We start from the raw sequence: 24,791 nt of genomic DNA on the forward strand, positions 1-24,791 counted from the left end.
ACGATACGCCACCCGGGTGACAGGAGTCAACGTGCGTTTCGCTCATGACACCGAGGTGGCGCTCGCGGGCGCGGCCGCGCTGGTGAACACCAGCCGTGGCGGCGTCGAACGCCTGCCGGACACCGCAGCGCTGGCGGTGTTCCTCGACGCCGAGGGCTACAGCGGCACTCGCGCCGGTACGGCCGAGGAGCTCGAGGCGGTCCGCGACCTGCGTGCCCGCCTCGCCGCCCTGTGGACGCTCGACGACCGCGACGAGGTGGTGGCGGTCGTCAACCGCATGCTCGCCGACGCCCACGCGCTGCCGCGGCTGACCCGCCACGACGACTGGGACTGGCACCTGCACCTGACGCCGCCGGACGCGCCGTTGGTGGACCGGATGGCGACGGAGGCGGCGATGGCGATCGCGGACCTCGTACGCGCCCAGGACCTCGACCGCCTCAAGCGGTGCGAGGGCGAGGACTGCGACGCCGTCCTCGTCGATCTCTCCCGCAACCGGTCACGGCGGTTCTGCGACCTCGGCAACTGCGCCAACCGTGCCCACGTCGCGGCCTACCGCGCGCGCAAGGCCGCGGCACACCGCACCTGAGTTCCGGTTCGCTTCCTGCCCGCTGGGCGCAAGGCTGCCACGGATGGCCTCGGGAGGGGGCAGTCGCGCGACACTGCCGGTATCACCTCGCACGGGCCGGTCGAGATCCTCGGCTGACGTCCGGCTGCTTCATGGACTCGCGAGGACCTTCTCGTAGAGCACGTGATGATCATGCTGGTCGGCATAACCGAGCGAACGGTAGAAGGCATGGGCAGCCGCCCGCTCAGGTCGCCGTCCGCTGTTCACCTGCATCAGGGTGCTCGCCCTCACCGCGGCAATGCGTTCCGCCTCGGTGACCAGGCGACGCCCGATCCCGGCACGACGAACGGCGGGATCGGTGGCGAGCGCGGTGATCCGCGAGAACATGCCGGGCTCGGCGAAGCGGGGCGTGAGGCTCAGAGCGAGCACGCCGACGACCTGCCCGCCGAGCTCCGCCAGCAGGACGTGGTCACGGGCAGACGCGTCGAAGGACGCGATGCGCTCGCGGACGGCCGATACCTCGGCGGGATAGCCGAGCGCCGTGAGCAAGCGACAGACGTCCGGCGCGTCCGTCGGAGTGGCTCCTCGAACCGTGACCAGTTGTCGCGCTCGGTCGCCGAAGCTGCTCGTCGTCAAGGTGGCCCCCTCGCGGTTAGTGGGAGCCTGCCAGTTTGAGGCACCCGGATCGCCACGCCATCGCGCCGTCGTGCGAGGTCCTCGCGTGCCCGACACTCCTCCTCGCGCTCCTGTCCCGCCGAGGCCCTGATCGCGTGGCGTGGCCCCCATGCCGATCCCGGGGCGCTCTGACCGGGCGGCTGCTGCGGTCACGGCCAGGTAGGTTCGGAGGATGAACGAGCCGCGCTGGTGGGATGCCGAGGTCGTCGTCGAACTGGACCCGACCGTCCCCGATGGCCACATGAGGCATCACGTCGTGCTCCCGGCCGGCTCCTACCGCGAGGTCGCCGCCGGGGACCGGGTGGAGGGAGCGCTCGACGGCGTCCCCTTCAGCCGTGTCGTCGCCGCAGGTGGGGACGGGCAGCGCCTGCTCCGCTTCGGTCGGGACTGGCTGCGTCAGGCCGGCATCGAGGTCGGTGACCTGGTGCCGCTGCGGCTCCGACTGGACCCCGACCCCGACCGCGTCGACGTCCCCGGGGAACTCGCGAACGCCTTCGTCGAGCACCCCGAGCTGGAGCACCGCTGGGAGTCGCTCACCGCAGGTCGCCGGCGGACGCTGGTCTACCCGATCGAGCGTGCAAGGCGTCCGGAGACGCGCGCGAAACGGGTCCAGGCGATCCTCGACGAGCTCGACCGGCCCAGAGGCTGACACGGCCCGGGCGGGGCCGAGCTGGGCGGCGCGACCCGGCGACGTCAACGCGTCGGTGTGACGCCAGATCGGCACCGAAGGCGTGCTTGGCGTAACGGAGCGGTGCGCCGTGACACAGAAACCTGGTCATCGTCAGGGAGTGGGCGGACGCGCCGTCCGCTCCGGCAGTCAGCAGGCCCGAAACCTGGCCATGCTCAGGGAGTGGGTGGGCGGGCGCGTGGACGCACGGGTGACCAACAGGGCGGCAACCGCCGTCGTGGCCCGAGCCCTACCCTCGTGTCCCCGACGTCTTCAGCTGACGTCGACGACCTCGGCCTTGGTGATCTCCAGCAGGGTGCCCGGCGTCAGCGGGAACACCGTCGACGGCGTGCCGGCCGCCGCCCACACCTCGTCGTAGGTGGTCAGGTCGCGGTCGCACACGACACGCAGCGGCGCCGGGTGCCCGAAGGGCGGCGTGCCACCGATGGCGTAGCCGGTGGCCGAGCGGACCTCGTCGGCGTTGGCCTTGCGCAGGGTGGCGACGCCGAGGGCGGCGCACACCTGGTGCTCGTCGACGCGGTTGGCGCCGGAGGTGAGGATCAGCACGGGTTCGTCATCAGCCACGAACACCAGCGACTTCACGATCTGTGCGACGTCACAGCCGATCGCGGCTGCGGCGTCGGCGGCGGTCCGGGTGCCCTGGGGGAACTCGCGGATCTCCGGCGCGAGCCCGTGGGCGGCAGCGGCCTGGGTGAAGCGTTCGACGGCGGCGGTGGCCATTGGCAGGACTCCGGGGGGTGTCGTGTCGTTGGATCAGACGGTGAAGGTCGCGGACAGCGGCGGGGTACCCGGGACGACCTCGACGCGGACGTCGAGGGTCGCGCCCTCGGTTGGCACCGGCCGCAGTCGCACCTCGCCGTTGCTGAAGTGGCGGTCCCCCCGCCCCACCGCGTCGAGCACCTCCAGCGGCCGGCCGTCGGAGATGACCTGCCAGGCGTCGACGGGGGGCACCCGCCGCGGCAGCGGCCGGGCGGCGCCGACGTCGATGCGCGCGAAGCGCAGGTCGGCCCACTGCGGCCACACCTCGAGACTCAGCAGGACGACGCGCTGGCCGGCCGCCGCGCCGAGGTCCAGGGTCAGCGGCACGACGCGCACCGGCGCGTCGGGCACGGCCAGGCCGTCGGGCAGGTGGGGCGCGGTCACGGCAACTCCGAGGAGGGGAACGGGCGTCGTCCGGCGGCGGGGACGCTACCGTCGCGGCCGTGCACGTCATGTTCGACCACGCCGCCAGTACGCCGCCGCGCCCCGAGGCGCGAGCGGCGTTGTCGCAGTGGCTGGCGGCCGCCAACGCGTCGGCGACGCACGCCGCCGGCCAGGCGGCTCGTGTCGCGGTCGAGGAGGCACGTGAGCGGGCGGCCACCGCGCTCGGCTGTTCCCCCCACGAGGTCGTCTTCACCTCCGGCGGCACGGAGGCCGACAACCTCGCCGTCAAGGGCATCGTGTGGGCGGCTCGCGAGCGGACCGCCGGACGACCGCACCTGGTCGTCACGGCCGTCGAGCACGCCGCCGTCCGCGGCCCGGCGCAGTGGCTCGCCCAGCGTGGCGACGTCGAGCTCACCGAGGTGGCTCCCGACCCCGACGGGCGCGTCCCGGTGGACCGGGTGCTCGACGCGGTGCGCGACGACACCTGCCTCGTCAGCGTCATGGCCGCCAACAACGAGCTCGGCGCCGTCAACGACGTCGCCGGACTGGGCGCCGCGCTGCGTGAGCGTGGCGTCGCGCTGCACACCGACGCGGTGCAAGCCGTCGCGACGTTGGACGTGGACGCCGCCGCCTGGCAGGTCGACGCGCTGGCGACGTCCGGGCACAAGTTCGGTGCGCCGCAGGGCGTCGGCGCGGCGGTGCTGCGCCGCGGCCTGCCGGTCGTCCCGCTCAGCCACGGCGGGGGACAGGACCGTGGGGTCCGCTCCGGCACGTTCGCGGCCGCGCTGGACGCGGCCTACGGCGCTGCCCTCGAGGCAGCCGTCGCGGACCGGCCCGCGCTGCGCGAGCGGCTGCGACGGCTCACCGACCGGCTCGCGGACGGACTTCTCGCCCTCGACGGCGTGACCCGCAACGGCCCCGCCGACCCGGCCCACCGGCTGGCGTCGCACCTGCACGTGTCGCTCGACGGGGTGGACGGCACGGCGTTGCTCCTGGAGCTGGACCGGGCCGGCATCGCGGTCTCGTCGGGCTCGGCGTGCGGGGCAGGCGCTGCCACGGCCAGCCACGTCCTGCAGGCGTGTGGGGTCGCTGGCACGCCCGTGCGGATGACGCTGGGCTGGACAACGACCGAGGCGGAGGTCGACTTCGCCCTCGACGTCCTCACCGAGGTCGTCCCGCGCCTGCGGACGGCGGCGCCCTTCGGCCTGGAGTTCTGACCCGATGGCGCAGGTGCTGGTCGCCATGTCGGGCGGCGTGGACAGTGCGGTCGCGGCCGCCATGCTCGTCGAGCACGGCCACGACGTCACCGGCGTGCACCTCAAGCTCGCCGACGTCGCGCTGCAGGACCAGGTGCCCGGCCACGGCTGCTGCACCCTCGACGACGCCCAGGACGCCCGCCGCGCGGCCCAGGTGCTGGGCATCCCGTTCTACGTGTGGGACCTGTCCGAACTGTTCCGCACCGAGGTGCAGGATCCCTTCGCGCAGGCCTACGCGGCCGGCGTCACACCCAACCCGTGCGTGACCTGCAACGAGCGGGTCAAGTACGCCGGGCTGCTGGACAAAGCGCTGGCGATGGGGTTCGACGCGCTGGCGACCGGCCACCACGCCCGCCTGCGCCGGCACGGCGAGGTGGTTCGCGAGCCCGGCCCCGACACGCGCCTGCACCGGGCCGTCGACCGCGCCAAGGACCAGTCCTACGTGCTCTACGTCGCCACGCCTGACCAACTCGACCGGACCCTGCTGCCCGTCGGCGAGGTCGCCAAGGACGAGGTCCGCGCGCTGGCGCACTCCTACGGCCTGCGGGTGGCCGACAAGCGTGACAGCTACGACGTGTGCTTCATCCCCGACGGCGACACGGCCGGTTATCTGGCCCAGCACCTGCCGCCGGCACCGGGCCCGATCGTCGACCTCGACGGCCGGCGGCTGGGCGAGCACGAGGGCGTGTGGCGGTACACGGTCGGCCAGCGGCGTGGGCTCGACCTGGGCACCCACGAACGGCGCTTCGTCGTGGACGTCCGCGCCGACACCGCGACCGTGCAGGTCGGACCGCGCGAGGCGCTCGCCTGCACGTGGGCCGAGGTGGCGGCGCCGTCCTGGACGACCGGGACGCTGCCGGTCGGCCCCGTCCACGTCCAGATCCGGGCCCACGGCGCGACGGTGCCGGGAACGGTCGAGCCGACCGGCGACGGGGACGCGGTCCGCCTCCACCTCGACGTCGCCGTGCACGGGTTGGCCATCGGCCAGGCCGCGGTCGTCTACGACACCGACGACCGCGTCTGTCTCGGCGGCGGCCGCGTCACCCGCGCCGAGCGGCCGGCCGGCCTGCCGGTGCTCTGACGCGTCAGCGGCTGACGGCCTGCTGCACGGCGAACCAGTGCAGGGCGATCGCGGCCAGCGTGAGGGCGTGGAACACCTCGTGGTAGCCGAACCAGCGCGGCCACGGGTCCGGCCGCCGGCGTGCGTAGACCACCGCGCCGAGGGTGTAGAGCAGTCCGCCGGCGGCGACGAGCCCCGCGACCGTCGTGGAGTGACGCCACAGCCACGGCAGTGTGACCAGTCCGACCCAACCCAGCGCGACGTACGGCACGATCCGGGCCCACGGGCGCGCGTCGAGGAAGATGTTCCGGACGACGATCCCGGCGGTCGCACCGACCCACACCAGGGCGAGCAGCACGGTGCCGAACGTCGCCGGCATCGTCGCCAGCACGATCGGCGTGAACGTGCCGGCGACGCCGAGGAAGATCGCCGAGTGGTCGGCGCGGCGAAGCGCCAGCATCACCCGCGGCGGCCAGGTCGGCACGTGGTAGGTGGCGCTGGTCGCCAGCATCGCCGTGACGCCGAACGCGTAGACCAGCACGCCGGCACGCAGCACCGGCTCCGCGGTGGTTCGCCAGAGCAGCACGGCGGTGCCCGCCATGACCGTGGCGCCGACGAGGTGCAGCCAGCCGCGCAACCGCGGCCGGTGTGCGACGGGATCGTCCGCGACCGCGTGGCCCACCTGCGTCTCCTCCTGGATGTCGGCAAGTTACGGTGGCGTAGGTTAACGGCGGGGCGTGCCGTGTCGAGGAGCGAACGGCCGGCGCGTTAGCGTTCGCGTGCGACGGGGGCGACGACCCCGGAGATGCACATGAGTGAGCTGGCCAGGCAACGGGTCTCCAGCGGTTCCCCCTGGGAGCCGGCGATCGGCTTCAGCCGGGCGCTGCGCCTGGGTGACGCGATCCACGTGTCCGGCACCGGACCGGTGTGGCCCGACGGTTCCTGCGATCCCGACCCCGAGGCACAGGCGCGTCGGTGCCTCACGATCGTCGAAACGGCGCTGCAGGAGGCCGGCGGCAGCCTCGACGACGTGGTCCGCACCCGGATGTACGTGACGCATCCCGGGGTCGCGGACGCCGTCGGCCGCGCGCACGCGGCGCTGCTCGGTCACGTCCGCCCGGCGGCCACGATGGTGGTCGTGGCCGGCCTGCTGGACCCACGCTGGTACGTGGAGATCGAGGCGGACGCGCTCGTCACCGGTTGACGGCCGCCCGAACCTCACTGGACCGCGACGACGTCGCGCGCGGCGTCGGTCGGCGCCGCTGCCACCTGCCGTTCGGCCCGCAACAGCAACGCCAGGGCGACCAGCATCGGGATCGACCAGGCAGAGAAGAACCAGCCGAAGGGCAGCAGCAGCACGTGGAACACCATGGCGGCAACCAGCCCGACCTGGACGGCCCGCCCCGGCAGGAGCACCAGCACACCGACCGTCGCCTCGAAGAGGACGAGCAGGCCGATCCACAGCTCCTGGGTGGGGGCCACCACGGCACGCCAGGTCTCGGTGACGAAGGGCAGGTAGGACGCATCGGCGAAGTCGGCGTAGTCGGTGCCGCCGAGCAGGTAGAGGCCGTTGACGAGGGCGCCGCCGGCCAGGAACAGCGTGGCGAGCGCCAGACGCCCCACCTGTCGGGCGCGGGGGTGCCGTTGGGCGAGGAGGGCGGCGACGAACGTGGTGACGCCCGTGACGAGCCAGATGACCGGTTCCATGGCGGCCTCCTTCCACACCGCGATCGTGCGCCGGACGGCCACCGGATGCCCGAGGACGACGACCCGGCCCGCTGGGCCGTTGGCCCGGGCCGCCACACGGTCGCGGGCAGGCCGACGGCGAGCCGGATTAGCCTGCAGGCGGAGACCGGGAGGAGGCGCGCGGTGCGACTGTCGACGCAGGGTCAGCGGGTGTTGGGCTGCCTCGTGGAGAAGGCGCTCGCAACGCCGGACCACTACCCGCTGTCGCTGAACGCGCTGCGCACCGCCTGCAACCAGACGACGGGGCGCGACCCCGTCGTCGACTTCGACGACGACGACGTCCGCGCCGGGCTCGACGACCTGAAGGCACACCAGCTCGTGAAGAGCGAGTACGCCCGCGGCTCGCGGGTGCCGAAGGCCGCGCACCGCCTCGAGGAGCAGCTCGACCTCGACGTCGCCGAGCAGACCGTGCTCGGGCTGCTCCTCCTGCGCGGTCCGCAGACCCCGGGCGAGCTGCGCTCCCGCGCCGGGCGGATGCACACCTTCGCCTCCATCGAGGCGGTCGAGCAGATCCTGGAACGCCTCGCCACCCACCGCTTCGGCGCGATGGTGGAGCAGCGGCCTCGCGAGCCGGGCCGCCGCGAGACGCGCTGGGCCCATCGGCTCGGTGACGCGCCGGACGCCGTCGTCAGCGGCGACGGGCCGCCCGCCGCGGCCGCGCCCGATGGCGGCCGCTACCGCGCCTTCCACGACGCCGTCCTCACCGGTGACCTCGACGCGGCCGTCGCACAACTGGCCGACGACGTCGTCTTCCGCTCACCGGCCGTCCACCGCCCCTACCAGGGGCGCGACGTGACGGCACGGCTGCTGCGCACCGTCGCCACCGTCTTCGAGGACTTCCGCTACCTCGACGTCCTCGACGCCGGCGACCGGGCCGGCCTGGTCTTCGAGGCCCGGATCGGCGACCGGCAGCTCCAGGGCTGGGACTACCTGCGCTTCGACGACCGGGGCCGCATCGTGGAGCTGACCGTCATGGTGCGGCCGCTGTCGGGGCTGCAAGCCCTGGCCGCGGCCATGGAGGCGGCACTGCGTCGCTGAGCGTCAGCGCCCGGGCCGGCACGTCGACGAGGGGGCGGCGTCGTCGCGCACCGCCACCCTCCAGCACCTCCGGGGACGTGGGCTGGCGTGCCGACGATAGGCCGGGCCGCGCGCGGGCCACGAGCCCTTAGCGTTCCCGGCACGGAGCCATCCGCCGGGAGCACGACGCATGCCGTCCACCGCAGCCGTCCGCCGCGGCGTCCAGCCCACTGTGGCCGGGCGGGTGCTGGTCGGCATCGGCGTCGTCGGAGTGGTCGCCGGCCTGGTCGGCATGGTGGTCGGGCTGCGGTTCCTGACCCTGCTCGACCAAGCGCTGGAGGACAGCCTCGGGGTGACCGCGCAGGCCGTCGACGCGCTGGGTGCGTCGGTGGAGGTGGCGGGCGACACGCTGGGCGTGCTGGAGCGCACGCTGGCCAACACGGCCGCGACCACACGCGACCTCGGCACCAGCCTGGCCGACGCCGAGGCCGTGCTGACCGCGACCGCCGAGCTCAGCGAGGAGGACCTCGCCGGCTCCCTCGCGGCGGTCCAGGACACCCTGCCGGCACTGATCCAGGTCGCGGCCGTCATGGACACGACCCTCTCGGCGCTCAGCGCCATCCCGTTCGGTCCCGACTACGACCCGACCCAGCCGTTCCCGGACTCGCTGCGGGCGGTGCAGGCGGAACTGGACGGCATGCCGGACGCACTGCGCGACCAGGCCGCGTTGATCCGCGACGGTGCGCAGAGTCTCGGCACCGTTCGCGAGGGGACCGGCGACATCGCCGACGACCTCGACGACCTCCGGGCCACGCTGGCGTCGGCGGACGAGCTGGTCGACCGCTACGCCACCACCGCCACCGAGGCACGCGAGGTGGTGACCGGCAACCAGGCGGCGCTCGAGCGGCAGCTGGCCTGGGCGCGCGTGCTGGTGGTGCTGCTGGCGCTCAGCTTCGTCGCCGGGCAGGTGGTGCCCCTGGGGCTCGGCTGGCTGTTGTTGCGGCCAGGCGGCGTCGAGGGCCTCCTCGCCCGGCAGGACACCTAGCGTCCGGGTCGCTCCAGTAGCCTCCGCCCGCTGCCGTTCACCGTGCGAAAGCCTGCCCCGTGGTCGCCGCCGTCCCCACCGACCTCGCCGAGGCACGCCGTCGCCACGACGAGCTCTCCCGCACCGTCCGCGACGCGCGCTACCGGTACTACGTGCTGTCCGACCCGCCGATGACCGATGCGGAGTTCGACGCGCTGTTCCAGCAACTGGTCGCGCTGGAGGACGCGCACCCCGCGCTGGTCACGTCCAACTCGCCGACGCAGCAGGTCGGCGCCCCGGTCGACACGGCGTTCGCGCCGTTCCGGCACCTGCAGCCGATGCTCTCGCTGGACAACGCGTTCTCCCGCGAGGAGCTGGAGGCGTGGGCGCAGCGGGTGGAGCGCGGGCTGCACGCCGACGACCGCCTCGCCTATGTCTGCGAACTCAAGATCGACGGTGTGGCGATCAACCTCGTCTACCGCGACGGGGTCTTGACCACCGCCGCGACCCGTGGGGACGGCACCGTCGGCGAGGACGTGACGGCACAGGTCGCGACCATCGACGCGGTGCCCTACCGCCTCGCCGCGGACGACCCGCCGGCGGTGCTCGAGGTCCGCGGCGAGGTCTACTACCCGCTGGAGGCCTTCGAGGCCATGAACGCCGCCCGCATCGAGCGCGGCGAGGAAGCCTTCATGAACCCGCGCAACGCCGCGTCCGGGGCGTTGCGGCAGAAGGATCCCGAGGTGACCCGGCAGCGGCCGTTGTCGGTGTGGTGCCACGGCTTCGGCGTGCTCGAGGGCGCGAGCTTCGCCACGTACTCGGGGGCGCTCGACTGGATGCGGGCGGCCGGCCTGCCGGTCGCGGACGAGACCCGCGTGGTCGGCTCGGTCGAGGAGGTGTGGGACTTCGTCGAGCGCTGGACCACCGCCCGCCACGACGTCGCCTACGAGATCGACGGCGTGGTCGTGAAGGTGGACGCGCTCGCGCAGCGCGAGGAGCTCGGCTTCACCGCTCGTGCGCCGCGGTGGGCGATCGCCTACAAGATGCCGCCGGTCGAGCAGGAGACCACGCTCGAACGGATCGAGGTCAACATCGGCCGCACCGGCAAGGCGACCCCGTACGCCGTGCTGGAGCCCGTCGTCGTGGCCGGCACGCGCATCACCTACGCCACGCTGCACAACGAGATCCAGATCCACGCCAAGGACGTCCGTGAGGGCGACCGGGTCATGATCCGCCGGGCTGGTGACGTCATCCCGGAGGTCGTCGGCCCGGTCCTGACCAAGCGCCAGCCCGAGGCCACGGTCTGGCACATGCCGGCGGACTGTCCCTTCTGCGGCCAGCCGCTGGTGCGCCCCGAGGGTGAGGCGCACCACTTCTGCGAGAACGTGGACTGCCCCAACCGGCTGCTGGAGTCCCTGGCGCACCTCGCCAGCCGCGGCGCGCTGGACATCGAGGGGCTGGGCGAACAGAGCGTCGAGTTGCTGGTCGCCAAGGGGCTGGTCGGCGACCTCGCCGACGTGTTCCGGCTGGCCGAACGCCGGGACGAGCTGCTGGCGCTGGAGAAGTGGGGCACCAAGCGCGTCGACAACCTGCTCGCCGGCATCGAGGCCGCCAAGCAGCGCCCGCTCGAGCGGGTCCTGGTGGCCCTGAACATCCGCCACCTCGGCCCGACCTACGCCAAGCTGCTGGCGCGCCACCTCGGCTCGCTCGACGCGATCCGCGCCGCGACGCCGGAGCAGCTGGAGGCCATCGAGGGCATCGGCCCGACGATCGCGGCCGCCGTCCACGCGTGGTTCGCGACCCCCCGCAACGCGCAGCTGATCGACGAGCTGGTGGGGTTGGGCATCACCACGGAGGCCGAGCGCGCCGGCGGCGACGTGGACGTGGACGCCGAGTTGCTGGCCGGTTGGACGCTGGTGGTCACCGGCACCCTGGAGGGCTTCACGCGCGACGAGGTCAAGGACGCGCTGGAGGCCCGCGGGGCGAAGGTCACCGGCAGCGTCTCCAAGCGCACCCGCGCGGTGGTGGCCGGGGAGAGCCCGGGCTCCAAGCTCGCCAAGGCCGAGGACCTGGGCGTCCCCGTCCTGGACGAGACCGGGCTGCGTCACCTGCTGGAGACCGGCGAGCTGCCGGCCTGACGGCGCGACGGCTGCGACCGGCGGGCCGTTGACAACCGCAGCCGGGTGCCTAGGGTCGCCGGCCATCCGGCCCGCGGCATGACCGCGTCGGGCCCCTCCGGGAGTGGGAGCAGCAGCCATGCAGCAGCACGTGGCAGGACCGGCCACCCACGGGCGCTGGCGGTGGGCGCTCGCCGTGCTCGCCGCGATCGCGCTGGCCACCACGACGGTGCCCGTCGCCGAGGCCCGCCCGCAGGCCGCCGCCGCCACCTACCGCAACCCGGTGACGGCGCAGATCCCCGACGGCGTCGGCGTCGTGGAGAACTGTCCCGACCCGTCCATCGTCAGCGGCCACCAGACCGGCGACCCGCACTGGTACGTCTACTGCACGATGGATCCGCTGAACGACGACGACCGCGACGCCGACGGTGACTTCAACTTCCGGATCATGCCGATCCTTCGCTCGGCCGACCTGGTGAACTGGACCTACGTCGGCGACGTGTTCGACGAGCGACCCGACTGGGTCGGCGACACTGCCGGTCTGTGGGCGCCGGAGACCGTCTACGACGGTGAGCAGTACGTCCTGTACTACACGGCCAACGAGACCAGCGAGGAACTCGGCGGCGACAGCGCCATCGGTGTCGCGACCGCGCCGACCCCGGCCGGTCCGTGGACCGACAGCGGCGCCCCGGCCGTGGAACCCCGCAGCGACCGCTGGACGTTCGATGCGGCGGTGGTCGAGCACGACGGCACGCGCTGGCTGTTCTTCGGCTCCTACAACGGGGGCCTGTTCGCCCGTGAGCTGTCCGAGGACGGGCTGACGACGCTGCCGGAGACCGAGACCCGCATCACCATCGCCAACCGCTACGAGGCCCCGTACGTGGTCGAGCGCGACGGGTACTGGTACCTGTTCGCCTCTGCGACCGACTGCTGTCGGGGACCGCTGACCGGCTACGCCGTCTTCGTCGGCCGCGCCGAGCACCCGCTGGGACCCTACGTCGACCGCGAGGGCGTCTCCTTCCTCGACGGGCGCGTGGGCGGCACGCCCGTGATCAGCATGAACGGCAATCGCTGGGTCGGACCCGGACACAACGCGGTCTTCACCGACTTCGCCGGCGACGACTGGTTCCTCTATCACGCGGTCGACCGCCACGAGCCCTACTACGCGGGCGCGCCTGGGTTCACCAAGCGCCCCCTGATGCTCGACCGGCTCGACTGGGTCGACGGCTGGCCCACCGTGCGGGGCGGCGCCTGGGCGTCGGACACGCCGCAGCAGGCGCCGGCCGCACAGCCCGGCGACCGCGGCAGCCGTGCGACGAACCCGGCCCCGCGGCCCGAGCGGCCCGGCCCGACGGTGTGGGCCGAGGAGTTCGACGACGCCGAGCTCGCCGCCTGGGAGTGGATCCGCGAACCGGACGGCGGGGTCGAGGTGGTCGACGGCGCCCTGCGCTTCCAGACCCAGGACGCCGACCTCTTCGAGGACAGCAACTCCGCGTCCGTGCTCACCCGCCCGGCTCCGCGCGGCAACTACGTCGTGGAGACCCGGGTGCGCCTGGACCTGCCGCCGGAGGGCTGCTGCCAGAACTTCGTGCAGGCGGGTCTGGTCGTGCACGGCGACGACGACAACTACGTCAAGCTCGCCCACGTGTCGATCTGGGAGACCCGCCAGACCGAGTTCGGCAAGGAGGTCGGCCCGGTCCCCGAGGGCTACCCGCGCTACGGCAACACGGTCGTCGGACCCCCGGGCGAGTGGACCCATCTGCGCATCGCCAAGCGCACCCAGGGCGGCGAGGAGCACTACACCGCCTACACCAGCCGCGACGGCCAGGACTGGGTGCGCGGCGGCACGTGGACCCACGACCTCGGGGCCGACGCGAAGATCGGCCTCGTGTCCATGGGCGGCGCCGGGTTCGAGGCCACCTTCGACCACGTGCGGGTGTCCCGGCTCGACCGCGGCGGCTGACGGGGCCGGCGCGCGCTGCACGGGGTCCGTGGTCGGCTGACCGAGGCGGCCCACCGCCCCGCCACGAACCTGGGTGGCGGCGAGCACCCGAGCCCGCCCTCAGCCGACCCGGCAGGATGCGCTATGGCCCGCGACCATCGCACGACCGTCAGCAACGTCCTCGTCATCGGTGCCGGCGGCGCGGGTCTGCGCGCCGCCATCGCCGCCCACGACGCCGGCCGCGAGGTGACCATCGTCGGCAAGCGGCTGCGCACCGACGCCCACACCGTCCTGGCCGCGGGCGGCATCAACGCGGCGCTCGGCACGGTCGACCCCGACGACCGTCCCCGTTGGCACTTCCTCGACACCTGGAACGAGGGCTACTTCCTCGCCGACCCGCGCAAGATCGAACTGCTGGTCGAGGAGGCGCCCCACCGGATCCGGGAGCTGGACGCCTGGGGGATGCCCTTCGCCCGTACGCCGGACGGCGACCTCGACCAGCGCTACTTCGGTGCGCACCGCTACCGGCGGACCTGCTACGCCGGTGACTGGACCGGCCGGGCGATGGTGGAGACGCTGCACCAGCAGGTGACCGAGCGCGGGATCCCGATCGTCGAGCGCACCTACGTCAGCCGCCTGCTCGTCCACGACGGCACCTGCTTCGGGGCGCTGGCCTTCGACCTGGCCTCCGGCGAGCGGACCGTCCACCTCGCCGACGCCGTGGTCCTGGCCGGCGGCGGCCACACGCGCCTCTGGCGTCGTTCGTCGTCCCGCCGCGACGAGAACAACGGCGACGCCATGTACCTCGCACTCGCCGCCGGCTGCGAGCTGCAGGACCTCGAGCTGGTCCAGTTCCACCCGACCGGCATGACCCACCCCGAGGAGTGGGCCGGTCAGCTGGTCACCGAGGCGGTGCGCGGCGAGGGCGGGCACCTGAAGAACGCCGAGGGCGAGCGCTTCATGTCCCGCTACGACCCCGACCGGATGGAGCTCTCGACACGCGACCGGGTGGCCCTGGCCAACTACACGGAGATCGCCGAGGGGCGCGGCGGCCCGAACGGCGGCGTCTTCCTCGACATCAGCCACCTCGACCGCGAGACGATCCGGCAGAAGCTGCCGCGCATGCACCGCCAGCTGATCGAGGCGCAGATGCTGGACATCGCCGAGCACCCGATCGAGGTCGCGCCCACCGCCCACTACTCCATGGGCGGCGTGCACGTCACGCCCGAGACCGGCGCGACCGGCGTCGAGGGATTGTTCGCGGCCGGCGAGATCACCGCCGGCCTGCACGGCGCCAACCGGCTGGGCGGCAACTCGCTGACGGAGACCGCCGTGTTCGGCGCCCGCGCCGGCGCGGCGGCCGCCGCCCACTCCGACGAGCTCTCGGTCCAGCTGCGCTCCAAGGCGGCCGTGACGGCCGCGCTGGACGAACTCGACGCGTGCATCCACGACGGCAACGAGGTCGTGCGGGTCGGCCAGCGTGAACTGCGCGACATCATGTGGGAGCACGTCGGGGTCGTCCGGGACGAGCGCGGCCTGGACCGGGGCGTCGCCCGCATCCGTGCCCTGCAGGAGCTGATCCCGGAACTGGACGTCCAGCCCGACAGCCAGGGCTTCCAGGACCTGGCCGGGGTGCTCGACCTGCGCGGCTCGATCGTGTCCGCGCTGGCGACCGCGCTCAGTGCCCGGGAGCGCCGCGAGACCCGCGGCGCCCAGCAGCGCAAGGACCACCCCGAACGCGACGACGAGCGGCAGCTGTGCAACCACGTCGTGCGTCTCGACGACGACGGCGAGGTGCGGCTGACCTCGCGGCCGCGGGTCGCTGTCCCCGCCCATCTGCGTGACTGGGCCGAGGAGGCCGAGGCGGTCGACACCGCCGGGCGGCTGCTGGAGTGAGCACCGCCCGTGCTACGGGCGCAGCATCGCGGGATGCAGCCGCGTCGCGGTCCCGCGCCGGTACCGCTTGGCGGGGCGGCCACCTCCCGGGCCGGGCGTGGCCGTGCCCTCCACCTCGACGACGAAGTCGCGAGCGGAGACGACCTTGCGCCGGAAGTTCGCGGCGTCCAGTTCGACCCCCCACACGGCCTCGTAGACGCGCCGCAGCTCGCCCAGCGTGAAGGGCTCGGACACGAATGCGCTCGCCAGCGAGGTGTACTCCAGCTTGGAGCGGGCCCGTTCGATCGCGTCGGGCACGATCCGGTCGTGGTCGTAGGCCAGCTGCGGACCGTCCGGTGCCGACAGCTCCGCGACGTCGAAGAATCTGGCCCGGCCGGACGTGAACGGTCCGTCGTCGGCGACGCGTTCCACGGTGGGCGTGAGCGCCAGGTAGGCGACCGAGACGACCCGGCCCCGCGGGTCGCGGGTCGGGTCGCCGTAGGTGCGCAGCTGCTCGAGATGTGCGTGCGGCGCCGCCAGTCCTGCGAGCTCGCGCAACGCCCGGTGGGCCGTGTCGTCGAGGCCCTCGTCGTCGCGGACCCGCCGGCCCGGCAGCGCCCAGTGGCTGGTGAAGGGGCCGGCGTCGGGCTGCACCAGCAGCAACTGCAGGCGGCCCTCGCGCAGCGTCAGCAACGCGACGTCGACGGCCACCGCGCAGGTCGACACGGGGGCCGTCGCGTCACCGGGCAGGGTCACGCGGCGGCGCCCACGAGCGTCGCGCCGGCCTCGCGCAGTTCCGCGATCGTGCGCTCGGCGTCGCCCTCCTGCAGCTCGACGAAGCGGGTGCCTTCCAGCGGCACGACCACCTCGTAGCCGAGGCGGAGACCGTCGAGCGCGGTCTCGCGCACGCAATAGTCGCCGGCCAGTCCGATGAGCACGATGCGGCGGACCCCCAGGTCGCGGAGCAGGTGGCCGAGTCGTGTCTCGCCCTGCTCGCCCGTGACCGGGTCACGCACGGAGAAGCCCGAGTACCCGTCGCGTCCGTCGACGCCCTTGCGGACGACCGGCCCGTCGACGACCAGGTCCTCGTGGAACTCGGCCCCCCAGGTGTCGTGGACGCAGTGCACCGGCCAGATCCCGCCGTCCTTCTGGAAGTGCGGGGTCGTCTCGGGGTGCCAGTCCTGGGTGTAGATCACCGGTGCACCGGCGGCGCGGGCGGCCTCGATCTCGGCGTTGGCCAGCGGCACGACCTGCTCGCCGCCAGGGACGTAGAGGTTGCCGTCCGCCTCGGCGAAGTCGTGCTGGAGGTCCACCACGATCAGGGCGGTGGTCGGGTCGTAGGCCTGGGTCACGTCAACGCTCCTTCGGACGTCGTTTCCTCGTGCAGGGTGGGCAGCACCGGGCCGCCGGGCGTGAGGTCGAGCGCCTCGGGCGGCAGTTCGGCGATCGCGCGACGGTGGTGGTCGCGGATCTCCTCGATGGTCGGTCGGTGCACGACCTCGCCCTCACGGATCACGTCGACCTGGACGGCCCGGGCAGGATCCCGCGGCGGCGGGCCGTCCCAGGCCCGCAGCACCTCTGCGGTCGCCACCCCGTCGCGCACGCTTCGCCAGGCGCGCTTGCGGCCGCCGATGGTCGCCTTCGTGCCGCCGGCCTTGGCGACCGGACGCCACGGCGCGCCGGGCGCATCCGCCCGCGCGACCAGCTTGAAGACGAACCCGGCCGTGGGGGCGCCCGAGCCGGTGACCACCGACGTCCCCACGCCGAAGGCGTCGGCCGGCGCGTCGGCGAGCTCGGCGAGTCGGTACTCGTCGAGGTCCCCGGACAACACGATCCGCGTGCCGGTGGCGCCGGCGTCGTCCAGGAGCTTGCGGGCCCGTACCGCTTCCGCGGCCAGGTCGCCCGAGTCGATCCGCACCGCGCCGAGGTCGGTTCCGGCCACCTCCAGCGCGGTCCGGAGGCCCTGCTCGGTGTCGAAGGTGTCGACCAGCAGGGTCGTGCCGGGACCCAGGGCGGCCACCTGCGCCGCGAACGCCTCCTCCTCGGTGTCGTGCAGGAGGGTGAACGCGTGGGCCGACGTCCCGAACGTCGGCAGTCCGAACCGGCGGCCCGCCTCCAGATTCGAGGTGCCGTCGAAGCCGGCGACGTAGGCCGCCCGGGCGGCCGCGACCGCGGCCTGCTCGTTGGCGCGGCGGCCACCGAACTCGAACAGCCCGCGTCCCCGGGCAGCGGCGTACATGCGGCTCGCGGCGGACGCGATCGCGCTGTCGTGGTTGAGGATCGACAGCACGACCGTCTCCAGCAGCACCGCCTCGGCGAACGAGGCCGTCACGGTCAGCACCGGCGACTGTGGCACGTACACCTCGCCCTCGGGGTAGCCGTGCACGTCGCCGCGGAAGCGGTAGTCGGCCAGCCAGGCGAGCGTGCCGGTCGACACCACGCCGGCGTCGTCCAGCCAGCCGAGGACGTCGGCGTCGAAGCGGAAGTCGCGGATCGCGTCCAGCACCCGGCCCGTGCCCGCCACCACCCCGTAGCGCCGACCGGCCGGCAGCCGACGGGCGAACACCTCGAAGATCGCCGGCCGGGCGCCGCGGCCGTCCTGCAACGCCGCGTCGAGCATCGTCAACTCGTAGCGGTCGGTCAGCAGCGCGGTCGACGGGTCAAGATGCGCCACGGCGGGCAGTCTCCTGTCGAGGTGGCAGGGCCGTCACCTTCGGCGCGACCGTAAGCGGGCCCTGGCGGCCACGCCAGCCTCCTGCTGCCGACGAACGATCCGACGGCCGTGTGGCCCGTTCGGTCTAGACTCCCGGTTGAGGACGACCTCGACCTCGCGGCGTTGCTGCGCCTGGTCCTCGGCCATGCCGGCTTCGAGGTCGAGGTCACCAACCGCGTCGACGGGGTCGTCGAACGGGCCGCGCTGGCCGAGAGGGTCCTCACCGACGGTGCCCTGCTCGACGGCACCGCCGACGACGTGCTCGCCGCACTGGCGGCGGACCCGCGCACGGACGGCCTGCCGGTCGTGGTCTGCTCGGTGCGGCCCGAGGCCGTCCGGCATCCGCGGATCGTCGGCCGGCTGCGCAAGCCGCTGGACGCCGCCCGTCTGCCCCAGCAACTGCGGGACCTGCTGGCGGCGGTCGCCGCGGAAGATCCCGTGGAGCCGCCGGCGCCGCCGACGTCCACCGTGGAGACCGCCGCCGCCACGGACGAGGTCGCGGAGACGGTCGCGCTGCGCCAGCAGGGGTTGCAGGAGTTGGAGGTCCGGGCACGGGCCATCGGTGACGCCGGCGCGGCGCTGCTGTGCGGCGACCTGTCGACGTCGTCGCGCGAGCGGGCACGGGTGGCCGCCCACCGCAGCATCGGCCGCGCGGGCGGAGCAGGTCCTGCTGGGCGACCGCGCGCTCGACGTGCGCGACGCCATGCTGCTCTGCGAGGTCGCCGCCGAACTCGAGGACGGCGCCCGCTCCCGCGTCGACGCGCGCCCCCTCCGCCCCGACGGGGCGCGGCCGGTGCGGCGCGCGAGCGGCGTCGTGGCGGTCGTCGACGACGACGTGCTCGTACGGCTGGTGCGGCGCCGTCTGGGCTGGCATCGCGGTCTGCTCGACACCCTGTGGTCGCACCGCGACGCGATCCTCCGACCCCGCTACCGCGGTATGGCCTTCGGCGGGCTGGGCCTCTTCACGGCCGTGGAGGCCGTGGGGCCGATCATCGATGCGCTCGGGCTCGTCGCCCTGGTCGCCGGCCTGTCGCTGGGCCTGGTCCACCACGAGTTCGCCCTGCTGTACTTCGCGCTCGCCTACCTGTGGGGCATCACGCTCAGCCTCGGCGCCCTCGCGCTCGAGGACCGCGCCACCGGTTCGGAACTGCGCGTACGCGACCGTGTTTGGCAGGTGGTCGCCGCCTGCTCCGAGCCGTTGTGGTACCGGCAGCTGTCGCTGTGGTGGCGGCTGCGCGGCACCTGGCGGTGGCTGCGCGGGGGCGAGCGCACCTGGGGAACGATGACGCGCAGCGGCTTCACGGGCAGCGGGCGCTGACCGGCCGGGTCCGGTTCGCCCGGGTCGCTTCAGTACCCGGGTCCGGCGCCGACAGCACCTTCCAGGGGAGCAGCACCGTTGATCAGGAGTGCGGACGTGCGCGACCGCAGGCGGGGGGCACACGTCGCCCCGGTGCTGTGCGCCACGCCGTTCGCGGCCCTGTGGTGGATCTCGGTCGTGGCCGCGCTGGCCGTGGTGGTGACCCTGGTCGGCGTGCCCCGCTGGTCGTCCTTCGCCGCGGCCGGCACGGGCTTCTGGGTGCTCGTCGGGTTCGTGCTGCTCGGTGAACTGCGGCCCGTGGTCGCTTCCGGTCGGGTGGATCCCGACGGGGTGACGCTCAGCACCGCGTTCCTGTTCGCGGTCCTGCTGTGCTGGGGCCCGCAGCTCGCCCTCGCCAGCGTGGTGGTCGCGACCGTGGTGGGGGAGGTGGCGCGGCGCAAACGCTTCTTCGCCGCGACCTTCAACGGGGCCCAGTACGTGCTGGCCTACGGGGCGGCCTGGGGTGTGCTGCGGCTGTTCGGCTGGGAGGCGTCCGCCGAGGCTCCGGCCGCCCTGGCACCCGCCGGGCTGCTCGCCGTGGTCGCGGCCGCCGCGGCCTACCACCTCGTCAACCTCCTGGTGGTCGGCGCCGCGATCGGCATGATCGAGCGGCGTCCGCTGCGGGCGACCATCCTGGAGAACGTCGCCTACTACACGATGACGACCGGCGCCGTGCTCGCGCTCGCGCCGCTGGTCGTCGTGGTCCTCCACGCCGACTGGGCGTTCCTACCCCTGCTGTTGCTGCCGCTGTACCTGCTGTGGAAGACGGCGGAGATGTCGCTGGAACGCGAGCAGCGCGCGCTGCACGACGGGCTGACCGGCCTGGGCAACCGCGTGCTGCTCGCCGACCGCGTCGAGCGTCACCTCGCCGAGCGGCGTCCGGGCGCGCTGTGCCTGCTCGACCTCGACCGCTTCAAGGAGGTCAACGACACGCTGGGTCACGCCGTCGGCGACGAGCTGCTCACCCTCGTGGCCGACCGGCTGCGGAGTTCGATGCGCGCCGAGGACGTCGCCGCCCGGATCGGCGGCGACGAGTTCGTGCTGCTGCTCGACGTCGAGGACGAGGTCGAGGCCCTCGACGCCGTCCACCGGCTGGGTCGGCTGCTCCTGCGCCCCTACGAGGTCGGTGGCGCCCGTTTGGAGGTCGAGGTCAGCATCGGCATCGCCATGCTGCCCGAGCACGGCGACCGCCTGGAGGTGCTGCAGCGCCGCGCCGACGCCGCCATGTACGCGGCCAAGTCGGCCGGCGACCTGGTCGTGGTGTTCCGCGAGGAGCTCGACCCGAGCGCGCCCTCGCGGCTGTCACTACTCGCCGAACTCCGGCGCGCCACCCAGCGCGACGAGCTGGAGGTCCACTACCAGCCCAAGGTGGCGGTGACGGATGGTCGGCCGGTCGGGTTGGAGGCGCTCGTGCGGTGGCGGCATCCCGAGCGGGGGCTGCTCCCGCCGGGCGACTTCCTGCCGCTCGCCGAGCGCACCGCCGTGATGCGCTCGGTCACGACGGCCGTCCTCGACCAGGTCCTCGGCCAGATCGCCGCGTGGCACGACGAGGGCCTGGCCGTTCCGGTGGCCGTCAACACCTCCCTGCACGACCTGTCGGACGCCGGCTTCGCCGCTCGCGTGCGCGCCGGGCTCGAGCACCACGGGGTCGATCCGGCGCTGCTGACGTTGGAGATCACGGAGGAGGCCCTCGTCGGTGACCCCAGCCGTGCCCTGGCAACCCTCACGGCCTGCGTCGAGGCGGGTATCGAGCTCTCCCTCGACGACTTCGGGACGGGCCACGCCTCGCTGACCCGTCTCAAGCGCCTGCCGGTCACCGAGGTGAAGGTCGACCGCTCGTTCGTGCAGTACCTCGACCGGCCCGGTCACGACCCCGACGTCGCGATCGTGCGCTCAGTCGTCGAACTGGCACGCGGTCTCGGGCTACGTAGCGTCGCCGAAGGCGTGGAGACCGCCGACACGCTCGCGGTGCTGGCCGACGTCGGCTGCGACGTCGCGCAGGGATTCCTGCTGGCGCGACCCATGCCCGCCGCCGCGGCCGGCGCATGGCTGCGCGCCCGTGCGAGCGGGGCGACCGTGGCGCTCGACGAAGCGGTGGCACCGGTCGACGTGGCCGGTCGAGGCGGACCGAGACGACCGCTAGCCTGACGGGTCGACCCTGTGCCTCGCGTCCCGCCGCGGGGCGATCCACTCCCTTCAGGAGGACCCCGTGGCCCTCTCCGCCGACGAGGTCCGCCACGTCGCACGGCTCGCGCGGCTCGCGCTGACCGACGACGAGGTGGACGCGCTCGCGCCACAGCTGTCCGACATCCTCGCGTACGCCGAACAGGTCGGCGAGGTCGCCGCGCAGGACGTTCAGCCCACGACGCACCCGTTCGCGCTGCGCGACGTGACCCGGCCCGACGAGCCGCGCCCCTCGCTGCCGCGCGAGGACGTGCTGGCGGCGGCCCCGCAGGCCGAACAGGACCGGTTCGCGGTCCCGCGCATCGTGGCCGAGGAGGGCTGACGTGGAGCTGACCCACCTGTCCGCCGCAACGCTCGCCGAGCGCCTGCGCACCATGGACGTCTCCGCCCTGGAGGTCGTCGAGGCCCACCTGCAGCGCATCCTGTCCGTGGACGGCGTCGACGGCGAGGGCGACGTCTGGACGGCGGTGGCGCCCGAGGACCTCGACCAGCGTGACGTGCACGCCTACCTGCACGTCACCGCGGCGGCGGCCCGGGCACATGCCGAGGACGTGGACCGTCGGCGTGCCGCGGGGGAGGCGCTCGGCCCGTTCGCCGGTGTGCCGCTGGCGCTGAAGGACGTGCTGACCATGCGCGGCGTGCCGACGACCTGCGGCTCGCGGATCCTCGAGGGCTGGGTCCCGCCCTACGACGCGACCGTCACCGCCCGGCTGCGCGAGGCCGACGTGGTGGTGCTCGGCAAGACCAACATGGACGAGTTCGCGATGGGCTCGTCCACGGAGAACTCCGCCTACGGCCCGACCCGCAATCCCTGGGACCTCGGCCGGGTGCCGGGTGGCTCGTCGGGTGGCTCGGCCGCGGCGGTCGCGGGGCTGCTCGCACCACTGGCCATCGGCACCGACACCGGCGGCTCCATCCGCCAGCCGGCCGCGCTGACCGGCATCGTCGGCGCCAAGCCGACCTACGGCACCGTCTCGCGCTACGGGCTGGTGGCGTTCGCGTCCTCGCTCGACCAGGCCGGGCCGTTCGCCCGGACCGTGGAGGACGCCGCCCAACTGCAGGCGCTCGTCCACGGGCACGACCCGCTCGACTCCACCTCGGTGACGGACGCGCCACCCGACCTGCTCGCCACCCTGCGCGACGGGGTCGACGGGCTGCGCATCGGTGTGGTCACCGAACTGCACGGCGAGGGCTACGAACCCGGCGTCCGGCGGGTGTTCGACCAGGCCCTGGAGCGCTTCGAGCGTCTGGGCGCCAAGATCGTCGAGGTGTCCCTGCCGCACGCCGGTTACGGGCTGCCCGCCTACTACCTCATCGCGCCGTCCGAGGCGTCGTCCAACCTCGCCCGCTTCGACGGCGTGCGCTACGGCTTGCGCGTCGACGCGCCGACCGCCGAGGAGATGAACGCCGCCACGCGTGCCGCCGGCTTCGGGCCGGAGGTCAAGCGGCGGATCATGATCGGCACCCACGCGCTGTCCAGCGGCTACTACGACGCCTACTACCTGCAGGCCAGCAAGGTCCGGACCCTGATCGCGCAGGACTTCGCGTCCGCGTTCGAGCAGGCCGACGTGCTGGTCAGCCCCACCTCGCCGACGGTCGCCTTCGGACTGGGGGACAAGACCGCCGATCCGCTGGCGATGTACCTCAACGACGTCGCCACGGTGCCGGCGTCGCTGGCCGGCATCCCGGCGCTGTCGCTGCCGGCCGGCACCGCCGAGGCGCCCGACGCGCCCAGCGCGTCGCTGCCGGTGGGCCTGCAGATCATGGCACCGCTGCTGCGCGACGACCTGATGTACCGCGTGGGCTGGGCGTTCGAGCAGGACCTCGGCTTCACCCCGATCCCGGCCGGCGACACCGCCGTGGAGGTGGTCTGACATGACCGCGACCGATCTGGGCGAGATCTCCGCGACCACCGCAGCCGAGCACGGCGTGCCGCTGCTCGAGGGTGCGACCGGGGAGTGGGAGCTGGTGGTGGGCCTCGAGGTCCACGTCGAGCTGGACACGGCCACGAAGATGTGGTGCGGCTGCTCGACCCGGTTCGGGGGCGACCCGAACACCAACGTCTGCCCGGTCTGCACCGGGCAGCCGGGCGCGCTGCCGGTGGTCAACGAGCAGGCCGTGCTGGACGCGACGCTGCTCGGGCTGGCCCTCAACGGCGAGATCGCGCCGGTGTGCCGGTTCCACCGCAAGAACTACTTCTACCCGGACCTGGCGAAGAACTACCAGATCAGCCAGTACGACGTCCCGCTCGTGCACGACGGCTGGCTCGACGTCGAGGTACCCGGCGACGACCCGGCGGCCGACCCCGTCGTCCGGCGTGTGCGCATCGAGCGGCTCCACATGGAGGAGGACACCGGCAAGTCGCTTCACGTCGGCGACACCGGACGCCTCCACGGAGCCGACCGTTCGCTGATCGACTACAACCGCTGCGGGATCCCGCTGCTGGAGATCGTGTCGCGGCCCGACATTCACGACCCCGACACGGCGCAGGCCTACCTGCGCGAGCTGCAGGCGATCGTGCGTGCCAGCGGCGTGTCCGACGCGCGGATGGAGGAAGGCTCGATCCGCTGCGACGCCAACGTGTCGGTTCGCCGTCCTGGTGACCCGCTCGGGACGCGGACGGAGATCAAGAACCTCAACTCCGTCCGGTCGCTCGGCCGCGCCATCGCCTACGAGGCACAGCGGCAGATCGCGGTGCTCGAGGACGACGGCGGGATCGTCATGGAGACGCGGCACTGGGACGAGGGTCGCGGGGTCACGGAGACGCTGCGCCGCAAGGAGACCGTCACCGACTACCGCTACTTCCCGGACCCCGACCTCGTGGAGATCACCTCGTCGGCTGAGAAGGTCGAGCGGGTGCGTGCCCGCCTGCCGGAGCTGCCGGCCGCCACGCGTGCCCGTCTGCGCGACGCCGGTGTCCCGGCCGACCTCGCGGCCACCGTCGTCGCCACCGGGCTGCTGCCCTGGTTCGACGAGGCGGTCGACGCCGGGGCGCAGCCTTCGGCGGCCGCCAACTGGTTGACCGGTGACGTCGCCGGGCAGCTGTCGTCCGAAGGTCTCGAGCTGTCCGAGTCGGGCCTCACGGGACGCCATGTCGCGGAGCTGATCGGTCTCATCGAGGACGGGACGCTGTCCACGAAGCTGGCCAAGCAGGTGTTGACCGGCGTCATCGCGTCCCGCGGCGCCAAGGGCCCGGCCCAGATCGCCGACGAGCAGGGCCTGAAGCAGGTCTCCGACGAAGGCGAGCTACGCGCCATCGTCGAGCGCGTCGTCGCCGACAACGCCGGCACCGTGGAAACGATCCGCGGCGGCAACCAGAAGGCGGTGGGTGCCCTCGTTGGGCAGGTCATGAAGGAGACGCGCGGCCAGGCCGATCCGCGCAAGACCAACGAGCTGCTGCGCGAGATCATCGGCTTCTAGGCGGCACGG

General features: G+C 73.4%; 24 protein-coding genes. 15 read left to right on the forward strand and 9 right to left on the reverse strand.

Translation table 11 applies throughout. From position 1 onward, the window contains the following. Positions 1-31 precede the first annotated feature (31 nt). Positions 32-586 (forward strand): CGNR zinc finger domain-containing protein, encoded by a 555-nt coding sequence (locus ACERM0_RS09425; RefSeq protein ID WP_373678323.1) that lies wholly within the window; start codon positions 32-34, stop codon positions 584-586. Positions 587-715: 129 nt separating this feature from the next. On the opposite strand, the gene ACERM0_RS09430 is transcribed toward ACERM0_RS09425, so the two are convergent. After that, a complete protein-coding gene (locus ACERM0_RS09430) occupies positions 716-1,114 on the reverse strand; it encodes a GNAT family N-acetyltransferase (RefSeq protein ID WP_373678324.1) in 399 nt (132 codons plus the stop codon). A 298-nt stretch (positions 1,115-1,412) separates the two neighbouring features. Here ACERM0_RS09430 and ACERM0_RS09435 point away from each other — a divergent pair, with 298 nt between their 5' ends. Beyond that, positions 1,413-1,889, forward strand: coding sequence for a YdeI/OmpD-associated family protein (locus tag ACERM0_RS09435; RefSeq protein WP_373678325.1), 477 nt, complete (start codon positions 1,413-1,415; stop codon positions 1,887-1,889). Between the two features lie 291 nt (positions 1,890-2,180). On the opposite strand, the gene ACERM0_RS09440 is transcribed toward ACERM0_RS09435, so the two are convergent. Continuing rightward, positions 2,181-2,648: a YbaK/EbsC family protein gene (locus ACERM0_RS09440; RefSeq protein ID WP_373678326.1), complete on the reverse strand. Its 468-nt coding sequence runs from the start codon at positions 2,646-2,648 to the stop codon at positions 2,181-2,183. Positions 2,649-2,681: 33 nt separating this feature from the next. Next, entirely contained in the window at positions 2,682-3,071 is a 390-nt protein-coding gene (locus tag ACERM0_RS09445) for a hypothetical protein (RefSeq protein WP_373678327.1), read from the reverse strand. Positions 3,072-3,139: 68 nt separating this feature from the next. On the opposite strand from ACERM0_RS09445, the gene ACERM0_RS09450 reads away from it, so the two are divergent. Continuing rightward, on the forward strand, positions 3,140-4,288 hold the full coding sequence (locus ACERM0_RS09450) for a cysteine desulfurase family protein (protein WP_373678432.1): 1,149 nt from the start codon (positions 3,140-3,142) through the stop codon (positions 4,286-4,288). A gap of 4 nt (positions 4,289-4,292) precedes the next feature. Next, complete coding sequence (mnmA, locus tag ACERM0_RS09455) at positions 4,293-5,408, forward strand: tRNA 2-thiouridine(34) synthase MnmA (RefSeq protein WP_373678328.1); 1,116 nt, start codon at positions 4,293-4,295, stop codon at positions 5,406-5,408. Positions 5,409-5,412: 4 nt separating this feature from the next. Here mnmA and ACERM0_RS09460 read toward each other — a convergent pair whose 3' ends face one another. Next, positions 5,413-6,069, reverse strand: a complete 657-nt coding sequence (locus tag ACERM0_RS09460; protein WP_373678329.1) for a hemolysin III family protein — start codon at positions 6,067-6,069, stop codon at positions 5,413-5,415. 129 nt (positions 6,070-6,198) lie between these two features. On the opposite strand from ACERM0_RS09460, the gene ACERM0_RS09465 reads away from it, so the two are divergent. Beyond that, positions 6,199-6,591: a RidA family protein gene (locus ACERM0_RS09465; RefSeq protein ID WP_373678330.1), complete on the forward strand. Its 393-nt coding sequence runs from the start codon at positions 6,199-6,201 to the stop codon at positions 6,589-6,591. A gap of 14 nt (positions 6,592-6,605) precedes the next feature. On the opposite strand, the gene ACERM0_RS09470 is transcribed toward ACERM0_RS09465, so the two are convergent. Continuing rightward, positions 6,606-7,094, reverse strand: a complete 489-nt coding sequence (locus ACERM0_RS09470) for a hypothetical protein (protein ID WP_373678331.1) — start codon at positions 7,092-7,094, stop codon at positions 6,606-6,608. 162 nt (positions 7,095-7,256) lie between these two features. Between ACERM0_RS09470 and ACERM0_RS09475 the strand changes: the two genes are divergently transcribed. The 5 genes from ACERM0_RS09475 (at position 7,257) to ACERM0_RS09495 (ending at position 15,129) form a co-directional block, all read left to right on the forward strand. Further along, on the forward strand, positions 7,257-8,171 hold the full coding sequence (locus ACERM0_RS09475; RefSeq protein WP_373678332.1) for a DUF480 domain-containing protein: 915 nt from the start codon (positions 7,257-7,259) through the stop codon (positions 8,169-8,171). 169 nt (positions 8,172-8,340) lie between these two features. After that, positions 8,341-9,195 (forward strand): hypothetical protein, encoded by an 855-nt coding sequence (locus ACERM0_RS09480; protein WP_373678333.1) that lies wholly within the window; start codon positions 8,341-8,343, stop codon positions 9,193-9,195. A gap of 59 nt (positions 9,196-9,254) precedes the next feature. After that, positions 9,255-11,312 (forward strand): NAD-dependent DNA ligase LigA, encoded by a 2,058-nt coding sequence (ligA, locus tag ACERM0_RS09485; RefSeq protein ID WP_373678334.1) that lies wholly within the window; start codon positions 9,255-9,257, stop codon positions 11,310-11,312. Between the two features lie 118 nt (positions 11,313-11,430). Continuing rightward, a complete protein-coding gene (locus ACERM0_RS09490) occupies positions 11,431-13,254 on the forward strand; it encodes a family 43 glycosylhydrolase (RefSeq protein WP_373678335.1) in 1,824 nt (607 codons plus the stop codon). Between the two features lie 123 nt (positions 13,255-13,377). Continuing rightward, positions 13,378-15,129 carry an FAD-dependent oxidoreductase gene (locus ACERM0_RS09495; protein WP_373678336.1) on the forward strand — a complete coding sequence of 584 codons (1,752 nt, stop codon included), beginning with the start codon at positions 13,378-13,380 and terminating at the stop codon, positions 15,127-15,129. Positions 15,130-15,141: 12 nt separating this feature from the next. Here ACERM0_RS09495 and ACERM0_RS09500 read toward each other — a convergent pair whose 3' ends face one another. The 4 genes from ACERM0_RS09500 to ACERM0_RS09515 are packed head-to-tail and all read right to left on the reverse strand — an operon-like array spanning position 15,142 to position 18,457. After that, positions 15,142-15,819 carry an NUDIX domain-containing protein gene (locus ACERM0_RS09500; RefSeq protein ID WP_373678337.1) on the reverse strand — a complete coding sequence of 226 codons (678 nt, stop codon included), beginning with the start codon at positions 15,817-15,819 and terminating at the stop codon, positions 15,142-15,144. Between the two features lie 41 nt (positions 15,820-15,860). After that, complete coding sequence (locus ACERM0_RS09505; RefSeq protein WP_373678338.1) at positions 15,861-16,460, reverse strand: isochorismatase family protein; 600 nt, start codon at positions 16,458-16,460, stop codon at positions 15,861-15,863. Further along, complete coding sequence (locus tag ACERM0_RS09510; protein ID WP_373678339.1) at positions 16,457-17,782, reverse strand: nicotinate phosphoribosyltransferase; 1,326 nt, start codon at positions 17,780-17,782, stop codon at positions 16,457-16,459. The genes ACERM0_RS09505 and ACERM0_RS09510 overlap by 4 nt, the downstream gene beginning before the upstream one ends. Before the next feature lie 33 nt (positions 17,783-17,815). Beyond that, positions 17,816-18,457 (reverse strand): hypothetical protein, encoded by a 642-nt coding sequence (locus ACERM0_RS09515; protein WP_373678340.1) that lies wholly within the window; start codon positions 18,455-18,457, stop codon positions 17,816-17,818. Between the two features lie 67 nt (positions 18,458-18,524). Between ACERM0_RS09515 and ACERM0_RS09520 the strand changes: the two genes are divergently transcribed. From ACERM0_RS09520 to gatB, 5 genes are all read left to right on the forward strand, one after another. Then, positions 18,525-19,139: a hypothetical protein gene (locus ACERM0_RS09520; RefSeq protein WP_373678341.1), complete on the forward strand. Its 615-nt coding sequence runs from the start codon at positions 18,525-18,527 to the stop codon at positions 19,137-19,139. Between the two features lie 96 nt (positions 19,140-19,235). Next, positions 19,236-21,326: a putative bifunctional diguanylate cyclase/phosphodiesterase gene (locus tag ACERM0_RS09525; RefSeq protein ID WP_373678342.1), complete on the forward strand. Its 2,091-nt coding sequence runs from the start codon at positions 19,236-19,238 to the stop codon at positions 21,324-21,326. Between the two features lie 61 nt (positions 21,327-21,387). Next, the gene (gene gatC / locus ACERM0_RS09530; protein WP_373678343.1) at positions 21,388-21,684 is read left to right on the forward strand and encodes an Asp-tRNA(Asn)/Glu-tRNA(Gln) amidotransferase subunit GatC; all 297 of its coding nucleotides are present in this window, start codon (positions 21,388-21,390) and stop codon (positions 21,682-21,684) included. Positions 21,685-21,736: 52 nt separating this feature from the next. Then, the gene (gatA, locus tag ACERM0_RS09535) at positions 21,737-23,236 is read left to right on the forward strand and encodes an Asp-tRNA(Asn)/Glu-tRNA(Gln) amidotransferase subunit GatA (RefSeq protein ID WP_373678433.1); all 1,500 of its coding nucleotides are present in this window, start codon (positions 21,737-21,739) and stop codon (positions 23,234-23,236) included. A 1-nt stretch (position 23,237) separates the two neighbouring features. Continuing rightward, positions 23,238-24,782: an Asp-tRNA(Asn)/Glu-tRNA(Gln) amidotransferase subunit GatB gene (gene gatB / locus ACERM0_RS09540; RefSeq protein WP_373678344.1), complete on the forward strand. Its 1,545-nt coding sequence runs from the start codon at positions 23,238-23,240 to the stop codon at positions 24,780-24,782. Positions 24,783-24,791 lie beyond the last annotated feature (9 nt).

The organism is Egicoccus sp. AB-alg2, from assembly GCF_041821065.1.
In the GTDB taxonomy this organism is placed as follows: Bacteria; Actinomycetota; Nitriliruptoria; order Nitriliruptorales; family Nitriliruptoraceae; genus Egicoccus.